Source organism: Vibrio neptunius (assembly GCA_019339365.1).
Classification (GTDB): domain Bacteria; phylum Pseudomonadota; class Gammaproteobacteria; order Enterobacterales; family Vibrionaceae; genus Vibrio; species Vibrio neptunius.
Map to the genome: position 1 here is coordinate 2186928 of CP079859.1, position 13437 is coordinate 2200364.

A 13437-nucleotide genomic window follows, 5' to 3' on the forward strand; every position below is an offset into this window, starting at 1 on the left:
ATTATTCACCTCCGAAGCCAAGACGATCAAGTGCATGAACTAAAGACTGGGTAATACTATCCAACTCAGCCGTTGGATTATTCACAGGATCACCATTCTCATCGCGAACATCTGCAACGATGGAGTTGATGATGTTATCGCCTTGATATATACCCGTAACGACAACAGGCGCATCACTACCAAGCCCTGTCAGCGATTGGCTAAGGTCAATCTTAGCGTCATGCCCTGAGACTTGTCTGAGATCGATAACAACCGTATCTCCTTTAACAACATGGGATTTAGCCAGCGCGATATCATCATCTGAAGCGGTTGCTACATTAATATAAAGTGCATCATTATTGGCTAAATTTCCGTTGTACAACTCAGTTGACTGTTGATAGTGCTGAGTGATTGACTGCGAAATTTCACTTTCACTTCCAAGTATCTGAATATCAGCCAATGCATGTGCGGTAAACAAAGAAGAGAGTAGGGCAAGTGTCCCTAACACTTGCGTTTTGTTATTGTGCATACAAAGATCCTCGTAAAGAGTTATTACTTAATAACAATTCAAACGTCAGTTAACTTTCCATGATATTTTGATGTCATCCTTGAGCGAGAATAAATACCACTTGGAATCAAGCTATATCCCAAATCAATCCCCGTGCTCTATGTATTACCATGATAAATATATTTCTGAGAAGAGATTTTTTAGACGATTTGTTTGAATTCTTATATGAACACACCAACACAAAGTGTGATATTGATCCAATCCAAACCCAGTACATACTCACCCTATCGCTGATCAAAAATAATACAAACATTGTCTCATTAGTGATCTAAATGTTCTTTTTGTCATTATATTTAGTTCGATATAAACAGAAAATTAACAACATAAAATTCAAAAACAACAGTATAACTACATGATTTTAATTACTTTTAAATCACATAAATGAGGAGCCTTACTAATTTAAAGTAAAGATTGACTGTACAGTGAATCTTAAGCTTAATTTTATCACCAACCCGTCTCGAAAATGATATTACCAATAGCAACATTAAAGTAATTACTCTAATTAAAATTCATGATTAGTTTTAAATTTTTATCAAAAATCAAAACATAGATCACATAGGTTTCTTATAGGAAACTTTAAATATTTAGACTACTTTTACCTTCTTTATCTGATTCAATAGTGTGTTTTTAGAACTAATAAATTTTATATGCTATTCAGTTAAAGTTTAATATTCAATTGAGCTAATTTAATAGAGTCTAATTTAGTCATGTTCATTTAATGTCAATATGGGTTTTGAAGGCACTCAGTTCGCATCAGATTATGTCCTGAACCTGAACTGGACACGTGGGGAAACGAGAAGGTAGCTTATCAAGACGCGCGAAACTTGGCTGAGCGAAGTCCAGCCAAGTGACGAAACGATGGTTATTTGTCTGTCACATCATCGCAGTAGAAAGGACCACTAAACTCTAACAGTGCTTGGGGCATATGTATAGATTCCTCCAGCTGTCCAAACTCATATAGAGAGAAAGTTACATCGGCTTTCATAGACTTCATATATTTTTGTTCCCCTCCAAAAATAATAACGGATGGGAACTCAAGAGGATAGAAATCTGCCAAATCAGATTTGGCTTCCATGACCATTTTGTATTTAATTTTGTTCATTTCAACTTTTAGGTAGCCGGCACAAGAATCATATTCACGCTTGACTGACAGATTCCCAAGTGCTGGGTAGAAAATCAGATCATAGTTGTCTGAAATGTAGCGTCCAGCCCAAAGCTCTATATTGGAATTACCGATCTTTGCTCCTGTGAACATGTAGTAGAGATCGTCGGACAACCCCATGCTGTAGACCATGCCTGCACTCGATTCTTTGTCATACCAGCCTTTATCAACCTGAGTATAACCAGTGCCGAATAAAGAGACATTGCCATCTGAGAAGCTATACTGAACCGGCGTTCCTACCGTGTAGAGAAACCATTTGCCTCCGACACCGGGCAATTCAGGAATTATCCCAAAGGGGGTCTGTCCGGGGTTTAATCCTCGCCAATAATGAGCATGCTCTCCATCCCAACGCATTGAAAAATGAAAGTCATCGTAGGTGACTTCAAGCGAGTCTTGATTGGCGACAACTATCCCTGGAATTTCATAGTGAAAAAGCGCTGCGTCATCAAAACCTGTCAGGATGAGTTCGTCGCGAAAAATATCGTATTTTACGGTTTGGCCGTTGAGTGGGGTAAAAGCAAGATGCACATAGGCTTTGGGCGTTGGTTGATTAAAATCTGGTGCGATATAGCTCTGGAGACTGATCTTGAAATAACCGACATCCGGTACCGCGACGTTATAGAACCACTGTTCTGCCCAGGTTTTATCTGAGCTTGGCAGGTGTGGTCGAATATCATCTAAGGTAGTGGCAGAAATAGTTGTAGAAAGAGTAAACATCGATACAAAGATAAGTAAAATCGATCTGAGATTCATCGTCTGGCTTCCTTTCAATAAATGCTGATGAAACAGTGAAGCTCCATCAGCCATAGGGCGCTAACCCTATGGCCGACAGGCTGCATTAGCGACATATGCGGGCGTCGGTGAAGTGAAGTCCGTCCTGACACTGGGTTCCAGACTGGCAGTGTTCATCGGTTTGGCAGTAACACTCGCCACGAACATTACACCCCGGTGTTAAATAGTCTTCCATAGGAATGTCGCCGCTCACGCGTTCCCAGAAAGGATTGGTAAACACGTTGTAAGGATCCAACTCTGCTTTTGCTTGCAAGAATTCTGACCACATCGGGAATCGAGAAGGCATGTCCTCAAAAATGGCAACCGAGTTTTTACCCCAGTGTGGCCGTGCGTCGTACTTACGCAGTGACAGCTGCTCTATCTCCAAATTCACGAAGTAATTCTTCGGCTCCTTTTTACCTTCTTGGCGTAATGTGTACTCGATCCCAACAAATGCGGTTTCACGACCAGCACTCATGCCAATATAGCTGTCTGACGCTTTACCAAAGCGGAAGTAAATGCCGTTAAGAGGGAAGCAAGTTCTTGGATGAGCCGCGACAATGTCGCGTACATCACGAATCCAATCAGGCAAACGTTCAATATCAATCGCTACTTCCTGAAGTGCGATAGGCAGCCTGTCCCAAATACATTTGTTGGGGTCTTTACATTTGAAGTACTGCATTTGATCTGAATAACCAATAGGTTCACTTACTTTCTTGCCGGTATTACTGTCACGAAAGTAGGATTTTGCTCTTGCATTGTAGCGTGCTACAGCGGCTAAGCACTGTAGCCCAGTCCCTGGGAATTCGTGAGCAGCATTAAACAACAAGCCGAAAAAGAACTCTTCGGCATCAGACACATCCGCCTGAGCGTTGTACGCTTCTCCTTGCGTTTCCAATGGAACAGGGTTGTAAAGCGTTGTAGTGTAACGGCCTAGGCCCGGGAACCAAGCAATATTGGCTGAGTAGTTGTTACGTGCAATGTCTAGGATCACATCTTCTAGACCAGAATCGTCACGATACCCTGTCACTTCTGCTTTGACTTTAAAGGCTTCTTCAATCGCTAAAGTGACCTCTACGACGACACCTAGTACACCCAGATTTACGCGAGCAGCATTGAGCAAATCACCGTTCAATACTCGAACGTCTCCCTGACCATCGACGACTTTTAGCTCAGTCACATAGTCGGCTAGCATGTTGCTGGGCTTGTCCAGTGTTGAGCCATGAGTACCGCTGCCAAGCATACCGCCGACCGTAAATATGGCCAGCTCAGTCACCATGTTAATCGCGTAACCTTGTTCTCGGAGGAAGTCGTTTAAGTCGTTAAATCTCATTCCTGCTTCAACCGTGACGCGTTTATTCGCTGCGTCAAAATGAACGATCTTATTCATGTTTTTTAGCGTTAGCTGAACTTGGTCATCACCCGCGCAAGCTGCATCAATTTGGCTGGCAAACTTGCGATTGCCCGTCATTACCTTCTTGTCGCGTATCAAGGCATCTTTGATGACAGCTTGGACACCTTCAATGGATTGTGGATCGTAAACCGCTTCAGGGTGGCAAGTATACGTTCCCTGATAATTCGAGATTTCGCGTTCGGGTTCGCTTGTTTGAAGCGCAAAGGCTGTTCCTAATGCAGCCGATATCAAGGTAGCGCCGAGCGCGAGAGTTGTTATTCTCATTAAATATTCCTTATTTAAAAGCATCGTGACATTGAGCTTTATCAGCTCGAAATGGAAATTTTCTATCAGCCAAATCGTGGCAATATTTGTTGTTCGATAACGTCTCGAACGGCACGCCTATGCTGAGAAACTCGACTGCGGAAGAAGTCGCCAACGTTAGCTTTGTATCCATCCAGAGGTCTTGGGCCTATATCTGGAACCCAAAGCGCATGATTGGTTGTTGCAAAATTGAGTTGCGGATGACCTAAAATCGCCAGAGGACCTTGAGTGAGGTTTTTCGCATCAAAAATCCAGATTTCTTTACCATTACCCATTGTGTTGGTTGGTTCCTTACGAACGACTGCGGTAAAGAGGTAGCCATCATCTTGAGCGTGACTACCGGGTCTAGACATAAACTGAGGAGTGCGCATTACACAGTCAGTTGGAAACTGATAGGCATCCGTGACTGCCATCTGTTGGCAATCCATATGGACGAGTGCGGAAGGTTGGTCTTCCTGAGGCAGAGAGTCATTGGTAAATAGGCGGTTAGGGTATTGCGCATACGCGTTAGAAACACGCTCAACAACATGGTCTTTGCGGTAACCCACAGCCGCCCAGTAAATATGGTCAAATTGCTCTGGAAATTGGAAATGCCCTCGATAGGCAGGGTCATTCATATCCCAGAAAAGCTGGTCATCTCGTATTAAGCGGAAATCTCCCGTAATTTCTCGCACTGAATCGGATTGTACCTGAATTCGAGCTCTGACTAGACCACCGACATCCACTGGTGCGGCAGGATAACCTGCGAGCGAATCACGGACTCTTCCTCCAAAAAGCAATCTATCTCTGCTATATTGCGGCTCAGATTTATCCATTGCTCCAAGGTACTGACCATACAGTGTAATTTCGTTTTCATTATCATCGTAATTACACATCACATCCGAGGTATCGAAGTTCAGCTCAATGTAATCTGCTATAACAATGTCACGATTTGAAACTAGGTCTTTCTTGCGGATCACCCACACTGGTGTTCGGTGTTGTTGAGCGTAGACAGAACGAATACCAATCATTCGCAACGGTTCTACTTGTGCTGCTGTTTCAAAGATTAGGATGTGATGGCGAGTGACACCAAGTGAATGTGCTGTCGCAGCGATAAACGCAGGCCGCCCGTCTCGTCCAATGATCTCCCACCCCTGAAGAGTGCTTTTCTTATCCCACTTCAGAAGTCGGATGAACCCGTTCTTAGTCCCAGTATTTGAAATATTGCCGCCATAGTTAATGGTAAAACACTCATCGGATTCGAGATCAAAGTATGGATGGCCAGTGGTACGTACCTGAGGAAAAAGCCATTTGTCTGGGGTCAGGGCGTCCATCCATGGTGGCAAACTGCTTCGCCATTCATGGTAATGACCTATGGGTGTAATAAGATCTAATGTCATCGCATCAAACTCATAAGGAACGCCGCCCTCGTAACTTAATGCAAAACGGTTATCACCGAGATAATTGGGTGCCGTATTACAATAATTAACAAACCCCATAGAAGGGCTGTAATACGCCATACCACCAAGTAACTTAAATCTATCAGGCCAGTAGCGAATATGCTGTTGCATGATAGCTGAAGGGGTATCGATCATTTTGCGCATAAATGAGACTTGGCCTGAGGAAAAGTCCAAGCGGGTCAGCGCACCACGACCACTCGGGCTAAGATGATCTTGTTCAAGTGGAATGCCCTCTGCAAAGAACACATGGCCCATAATGTCATCGGGCAACTGGCCGTAGAGCAGGTTGAGATTGCCCGAAGACGCCTTGAAATCAGCTCGCATTATCGATTCTGGGAAGAGTGAATGGTTTACCTCTGGTGAAGCAAATAGCTCTCCTGATACAAGAGTGACTCCTGCTAAACCCTTTAAAAAGTACGTCTTTCCATAGTATCCATTGATAGGTAATTTATTGCATACATTGAAAAGTAGAATGGATTTATAAAATGTATTTAGGAATCTCGAAAACTATGAATTGTGGCAAAAAAAAGAGATGTAACTGGTTGTGTAATTTACACAGTGAAGCATCAAAAAGGTGCTGAAATAATGTAGCTTTACTCCCACTTCTACATTTGTGACACTGTCACTTAAGAGTTGCGTAATTATCTATTGCCGCAAGATTTTCATCATGACTCTCGCCATTCATATCATCCTAGCCTATCTTTATTGAGTATTAGAATATTAGCGTTCCTGAAATACTGATGCTGTTCAGAGGGGGCGAGCCTCGCTTCCCAGACGACAGTGGGATGTAAAACACTAGGCACTCTTAACGCAATTTAAGGTACCCAAGGTATGCATGTGAAGAACCTTTCTATCGGCAAAAAAAATCGCTTTGGCGTTTGTCGTGATTGCCGTCATGAATTTAGGGTTTGGCTTTTTGATGTTAAGTGAGCTGAGAAACATCAAAGCCGAGCTCCTTAACTACACCGATGATACGATGCCTGCGGTCGAGAAAGTCGACTCAATTCGAGATCAAATGTCTCTATGGCGACGAGCGCAGTTCGCCGCTTTCGCAATGAATGATGCGGCAAAAATTCAATCGACGATATCCAAGAATGAGAACATTCGTCAGAAGATTAATGAAGGGCTAAACGCTTACGGCAAGACCGTCTGGCCTGGCGAAGAACAACAAACGTTTGATCGCCTCGACAAAAAATGGCAAGGATATTTAGCAACAATGGACTCGTTCAATGAGGCTATGTTGGATATGGACAAGGACACGGCATATCCCGTTTTGGCCAACTCACTCGGTGAGTTTGAAGGCATCGAAGCAGATATAAACAGTTTGGTCGACATCCTCAAAGGCGCAATGAACAACAACCGTGAAGCTATTCTATCGTCAGTTGATGGGTTAAGCCGTTCCGCTATGATCATCAATGCGTTGATCATCGCTGTGATGATTCTCATGACTGTCTTTTTGACGCGACTGATATGCGGGCCTTTGGTGGTGGTTGTCAAACAAGCCAATGCCATTGCGGAAGGGGACTTGTCCAGAACACTCGATCGTTCAGCCATTGGTAACGACGAGTTAGGTGAATTAGCTGACGCCTCAACCAGAATGCAACATAATCTCAAAGATTTAATCAATCAGAGCGTCACTGTTGTTCGTGAACTCGGGCGTGCTGTCGACGAAATGACACACACCTCCAACAAATCCGCGCAAGAAATGCAGGACCAACAATCGCAGGTTACCCATGTTGCCACAGCAATGAGTGAGATGAAGTCATCCGTCGCCGATGTTGCACACACCACGGAAGTCTCTGCTGAAAAGGCCAACGATGCCAATGGCAAAGTACAAGAAGGGGCTCGCAACACCCAAGTCATGGTGGGCTCTATTGAAAATGTCGCTAAAATCATGAGCGAAGCCGGAGAAAACGTCGCAGAACTTGAACAGCAGTCGAATCAAGTCAATACGATCGTTGATGTGATTCGCGATATTGCGGACCAAACCAATTTACTCGCACTTAACGCGGCTATTGAGGCCGCTCGAGCAGGGGAGTCCGGAAGAGGGTTTGCTGTTGTTGCGGATGAAGTGCGTACGCTTGCTGGGCGGACACAGGACTCCACAAGTGAAATCACTGCCATTATAGAAAAACTTCAGGCTATCGCGAGCCAAGCGAAAGAAACGACAGACCGTTCTCGCAAGCAAATCGAAACGTGTGTTGAGCAAGGAAATCAGTCTCAAGCGCTCATGACGACGATTCTTAGCTTCATCACAGAAATTGCCGATATGGGCACCCAAATCGCCAGTGCCTGTAACCAACAGGACAGTGTAGCGGAGGAGCTCAGCTCGAATATCGAGAGTATTAACATGTCGGCGCAATCCGTATCAGCGGGTTCCGAGAGTACCGCTCAGGGGTGTCAGGAACTCAGCCGTTTGTCTGCTTCGCTCCAGCAAGCAATGGGTAAATTTAAACTGGACTAGTGACCTAGACCAATGCCGTGTGGAAGAGGGAGGTTTTATGGTTTTTCGCACAACACTGATTTCAATGGCCGTCGCATCAGTATTAAGTCCAGCGATTTCCATCGCTGCTCCTTTAGCACTGCCTGATGTGCCGCCAGCAATCAATCAAGTGCAGCAATCAAACGCTTGGCTGGAAATAAGTTTGGGCCAGTTAAAACAAAATATGACGCAGTTCCGTTCAAACCTCAGTCGCGAAACCAAGCTGTGTGTCGTAATGAAGGCGGATGCTTACGGGAATGGTATACGCGGTTTAATGCCGACGATGCTTGAGTTCAATGTGCCTTGTATTGCCATCGCGAGCAACGCTGAAGCGAGGACGGTTCGTGATAGTGGTTTTGAAGGCCAGTTGATTCGTGTTCGTTCAGCAGATATTGAAGAAATAAAGCAAGCAATGGATCTTGATGTTGAAGAATTGATCGGAAGCATAGAACAAGTTAAGCAGATCAAAGCGTTAAATGCAGACAAAACGGTCAAAGTTCATTTAGCCCTGAACGATGGAGGCATGTCTCGAAACGGGATTGACATGAACACCGCAAAGGGCAAGCAAGAGGCATTGGCTATTGCGAATGACCAAGGTGTCGATATTGTCGGGATCATGACGCATTTTCCAAACTATGATGCTGATGAGGTTAGAAGGAAACTCGCGAACTTCAACCAAAGCTCTGCGTGGTTAATTGAAAATGCCAACTTAAAAAGAGACGATGTTCTGCTTCATGTGTCCAACTCTTACACAGCGTTGAACGTGCCTGAGGCACAGCTAGATATGGTCAGGCCCGGCGGCGTTTTGTATGGCGATCTTCCGACCAATCCCGAATATCCTTCAATCGTGAGTTTTAAGACTCGTGTAGCTTCCTTACACAAGGTGCCGGCAAACTCTACCGTAGGCTACGACAGCAGTTACGTCACAAAACGTGACAGTGTATTGGCCAATCTACCGGTTGGATACTCAGATGGTTACCCCAGAAAAATGGGGAATAGAGCGCATGTCATCGTCAATGGGCAACGTGCTCCAGTGGTTGGAAAAACATCCATGAACACCACTATGATTGATGTGACTGATATCAAAGGCGTACTTACCGGACAAGAGGTCACACTGTTTGGTCATCAATCTAATGCGAACATAACGGTAGCGGAAATGGAGACACATGCTGAGTTGATTTTCCCAGAACTCTACACCGTTTGGGGCGCAACCAATCCAAGACTTTATATACCTTAGTGCGGTCAGTAGCAATTGCTTGGCTCTTTTGACATAAGTATGGGCCTTTGGACAAAGCTTAACCAAGGTCAAAACCTAATAAAAGTTAGGTTAATCTCTGATTAAACGAAATGTTTATTAGGTATTTTATGGTAAATAGCATTATGTTTAATGACTAAGCCAATAGAGAGTCGAAGAAAGCACTTGAGCAAGAGTGCTTTCTATTTGTAACTGTCAATTTAACATAATATACATAATGCGCACTGAGGTAAGGAAAAAATAAAGGCAACTTATTTAACTAATTCAACCAGTTACCTTTACTTTTGCCTCATAAAAACTATGCGGATTTTTTCTGATTCGTAACCCGTTCAATTGCCTCTACAACACGCTCATTTTTGGAGCGTTCAGCAATGATAGCTAACAATGTTAGATCCGGGTCTAATCCCAAAATTACTGCCACTTCACACGCCAGATCATCACTCATAGAGCGTCCATTTCTCCAGCTTTGTACGGTCATATGGCTAATACCAAGATATTTTGCGACTTCTCGTGTGCTATGTACTTGTTTTTCAATACATAAGCGTTCCAATAAGTCTAAGGTAGTTATCATGTTTCTCACCTCCAAACTGGAGTATATGACAAAGAACGGTGTAAGCGGACCGTTTACAGCAATATGTAAATGATCTTTAATCTGTTTCGTTCAAGTTGAAGTGGTTTTTGTGAAGGCCGACGATGCTATGAACATGTCAAGTCGGGAGACTTTACGATCCTTTTAAAGCCCCCTAAGTGATTCGAAGCGCTACGGGGGCTATCTGATAAAGGATTCGTAAAAGCCACTAAGTATTGACCAGATAAAACAAAAAAGGATCAAATTTATGTCAGTTACACGTCAATCTCTCACACCTGGAACATCCGAATACGTACACTCTTCTACTGAGCACACCCAAGAGAAATGGGATGTATTTACTCAGCAATGCCAACAAATGCTGTTACGTGTTATTCAATTAAACGCGACGTTACCACACAAGATATCATTTGATGTTCACGGCGATTCTGCGACTTTGTACTGGTATGACACTAGCACTATCGGCACCAATCAAATGAAGCTTGAAAGGCCTTCATTTAGTGATAACTTGATCATAGCTGTCTATTCGTGGGAACCCGTGGAAAATATCAATCAGTACTTCCTTGAGGCTAATATGGGCCTTGATATACTAGAAGCTGAAACTAAGGCTGCTTAATCCATGTCATACGAGCAGCACCCAAGCAAACTGGACTACATTTGTGCTACGTCCGGTTGTGACGAAATGGCAGATATCCCGGGCGGTATTTGCCACAGCTGCGAAACCTCTTATCAAGAGGTGGTTAACTGCCCGTTAACCAAACTACTCGATCCCCTACTCGGTCACTCTGACCCACAAGAGACCCCGGAACAAGCCCAAAGCCGTAAGACTCGTGCTCACCGTGGCTTCTGTCAGTACCACCGTAAAATCATGTACCGCACCGCGGTGTACCCGGGTTCTAACGTGGCGTTCCTGACAGAAAACGGGCGAGCAACACAAGAAAGTATGGTCAAAGACGCGTGTCTGTTTATGGCCGCGGTCGTCAATGAAATGTGCTTAGTTTCGCGTAAAGTGGGTATACGTACTCAGCAAGGGTTTTTACTGCATACTTGGAAACATTTCGAACAGCTCACAGGCCTACCAGATTGGCGCATTAAGCAGTGTTTCAAATGGGTGCAAAAACGCGGCTGGCTATCCTCAAAACAGCCGCGCGAAAGCTACACAGGCAAGGACAATCTCCAGAAATGGCGCGGGCTCGCGTCGGTTAAGCGTGTCGAGCTGAAATACTTTGAAGATTTAGGCATTTTGAACAAGTTTCAAGACGCCCAGCAAAAGGCGAAAAGCCGACTTAAAAAACAATCGACTGACTGGAAGATGCCAATTAAGTACATCCTAACCCCGATTACACTCCTACGTCGTCGACGCAAAGAGGCATTGGAACGTAAAGCCTCGACTAATACAAAGCCAATCATTGCAACAGGCTTGGATTCTAACCCGCCTCCTATCCCTATATAGTGCCGTTTTGTCTGTATGCCCCTTAGTTGGGGCTTTCTGCGTTTCTTTGGGCTCAGGCTGAGCCATAGAGCGTGGTTATCACGGCTATTTTTGCCGCGGTAACACATCAGCTTGTCCAGATTACGATCCTTTTGCCCTCATTTTTATCATTAAAATCAGAAGTGTGCAGTTTTTAACCCGTGAAGTACTCCATACTTTACTCTATGGCTTTACTCTATATATTCCCTCCATTTATGTACATTCCCTAGTCTTCGACTAGAACGCCTTCGGTTAGAGATAGTAAAGATCTTAAAGGATACTGCCTAAAGGCAGTTGAGAGTGAAGCGGCTCTACTTGGTCGCAAGCGACCTGGAGCCTTTCAGCGCTGAACCACGCCAATACAATCGACTGACTTTCTCAAAGGCGTTTAGTGTATGGGCCGTTTATGTCGCTGCGCGACGATTCTGGCAAGGCGACGGTGGAGATTTTAGGGGTGGGTTTACTTGAGGTAAATAATACGTCGTCATGGTTTAGAGCGACTCGTAAAGACCAAAGCCATACCTTTATGATATCTGCTTGTTTTAGAAAGGTTGAACGTGTAGCTTGCAGAAAAGCGTTGTAGTTGCGAATACAAGATTGTTTGCTTTAAACACAATTACGGCGTATACCTTCTAGGATCCACATCAAGTCTACCCAAATCAAAAGGTCTCAACCTGCTCTCTTCAAAAAGTTCTATCTTGGTTCGAAAAACCATCATTTTATGGTGTTTGTCCGTAACTAATGGTCTCTCTTTCAACACGATAGCTAAACATACTGACATCACCATTGAACCGAACTCTATTAACTCCTCATCTGTAAAGTCTTTCATGTATCGATTCTTACGATACTCTTCTTCAATCCATTCTTGACCTCTTAACGGCTCTGTGGTTTTAGGCTGTTTAAATTTCTCAATATAAAGCGACTCATCGGTGTTGTTGCATACCTTGTATTTACACTTATTAAAGTAAGAATAACTTTCAATAAGGTTGCCAAGAGCTTGATCTGCAATATCAGTGATTTCTGTTGCTGCAACCTTATCATTAACGACGTGATAAATTGGTATAGCTATGCCAGCTTGGTTCGAGTCTTTCAATTTATGGGTATCTTGGATCAAGATAACGTTGTGAATATTTGCAAACCTTAGTTCGTTTTGTGGATTTTGGGCACATAACATATCTGCTATGTAACCTACTAAAACATTAGGTTCAAAAAATTCAGCAAATTCATTAATGATGATTAGCGTTCCAGTAGTTCTACTATCCATTTTCAAAGTATCAATCGTTGATATGATCTGCTTGTTAGCACTTCGCAAGATGGTTTCAATTTGACGAAATGCTTTTTGTTCAAATTTTTGAATAACAATATCACCATCAGGCAGTAGACTGACTACGCGGCGAAAATTCAGCTTTCCATAGATGGCCGGAAAATCGGGACGTTTCATAACCTCATGGAAAAAGTTTGCCATCCTCTGTGTAGGGTCTTCTTTGAGAGTTTTTAGTTCAATGACAGTAACATCCCTTATGGAGTAGTCAGCGATCCTAGTACCGTCAGGAAACTTCTCTTCCATCTCATCTAGGTCCTCAACCGCCTCATACTGAGTCATAAACGACTTGAAATTCTCTTCGCTAGAAAAGTCCATTCTCTTATTGCTCATCTGCTATTTTCCGTTATTGATTTATGCATTGGTAATGCAATTAGTTGCTTTTATCTTACATCTAACCATTGCCAATGAAAAATATGTAACTAAAGTGGATACTTGTTTTGAAGGAACTGGCCGCATTGTGGCCCCTTTTTATATAAAACAAGTGCCTTATGGGTATAAGATATGTATAATCCTTAGCGGATTCGTAAACTCTCCCGGCTTGTTCCAGTTAACGTCAGTTAAGGTAACGAGCTCTATGCCACATCAAGATACTAAATCGCAAATCGTCACCCTTTCCCTGTCAGGCTTAATCTGTCTCGGCTTTTTCATACCTAATAGTCTTCCTGAGCTTTCGATCATGTATG

The 13437-nt window shown here is 43.6% G+C and carries 9 protein-coding genes and 1 pseudogene; 4 read left to right on the forward strand and 6 right to left on the reverse strand.

Annotation, left to right across the window (positions count from 1 at the left end):
* Position 1: 1 nt before the first annotated feature.
* From KW548_10400 to KW548_10415, 4 genes are all read right to left on the reverse strand, one after another.
* Entirely contained in the window at positions 2-508 is a 507-nt protein-coding gene (locus KW548_10400; GenBank protein QXX05625.1) for a cytolysin secretion protein, read from the reverse strand.
* Between the two features lie 901 nt (positions 509-1409).
* The gene (locus KW548_10405) at positions 1410-2462 is read right to left on the reverse strand and encodes a hypothetical protein (protein ID QXX08035.1); all 1053 of its coding nucleotides are present in this window, start codon (positions 2460-2462) and stop codon (positions 1410-1412) included.
* A gap of 85 nt (positions 2463-2547) precedes the next feature.
* Entirely contained in the window at positions 2548-4158 is a 1611-nt protein-coding gene (locus tag KW548_10410; GenBank protein ID QXX05626.1) for an FAD-binding protein, read from the reverse strand.
* Positions 4159-4223: 65 nt separating this feature from the next.
* Positions 4224-6077 carry a carotenoid oxygenase family protein gene (locus KW548_10415; GenBank protein ID QXX08036.1) on the reverse strand — a complete coding sequence of 618 codons (1854 nt, stop codon included), beginning with the start codon at positions 6075-6077 and terminating at the stop codon, positions 4224-4226.
* Positions 6078-6467: 390 nt separating this feature from the next.
* Between KW548_10415 and KW548_10420 the strand changes: the two are divergent.
* Both KW548_10420 and alr read left to right on the forward strand, forming a co-directional pair.
* A pseudogene (locus KW548_10420) lies at positions 6468-8100 on the forward strand (methyl-accepting chemotaxis protein).
* A gap of 37 nt (positions 8101-8137) precedes the next feature.
* The gene (gene alr, locus KW548_10425) at positions 8138-9355 is read left to right on the forward strand and encodes an alanine racemase (protein ID QXX05627.1); all 1218 of its coding nucleotides are present in this window, start codon (positions 8138-8140) and stop codon (positions 9353-9355) included.
* 316 nt (positions 9356-9671) lie between these two features.
* Here the strand turns inward: alr and KW548_10430 are convergent, their stop codons facing one another.
* Positions 9672-9944 carry a helix-turn-helix domain-containing protein gene (locus tag KW548_10430; GenBank protein ID QXX05628.1) on the reverse strand — a complete coding sequence of 91 codons (273 nt, stop codon included), beginning with the start codon at positions 9942-9944 and terminating at the stop codon, positions 9672-9674.
* A 265-nt stretch (positions 9945-10209) separates the two neighbouring features.
* Here KW548_10430 and KW548_10435 point away from each other — a divergent pair, with 265 nt between their 5' ends.
* Together KW548_10435 and KW548_10440 are read left to right on the forward strand one after the other, a co-directional pair.
* Positions 10210-10575, forward strand: a complete 366-nt coding sequence (locus tag KW548_10435) for a hypothetical protein (protein ID QXX05629.1) — start codon at positions 10210-10212, stop codon at positions 10573-10575.
* A 3-nt stretch (positions 10576-10578) separates the two neighbouring features.
* Positions 10579-11412 (forward strand): hypothetical protein, encoded by an 834-nt coding sequence (locus KW548_10440; GenBank protein ID QXX05630.1) that lies wholly within the window; start codon positions 10579-10581, stop codon positions 11410-11412.
* 634 nt (positions 11413-12046) lie between these two features.
* Here KW548_10440 and KW548_10445 read toward each other — a convergent pair.
* The gene (locus KW548_10445; protein ID QXX05631.1) at positions 12047-13084 is read right to left on the reverse strand and encodes a hypothetical protein; all 1038 of its coding nucleotides are present in this window, start codon (positions 13082-13084) and stop codon (positions 12047-12049) included.
* Positions 13085-13437 lie beyond the last annotated feature (353 nt).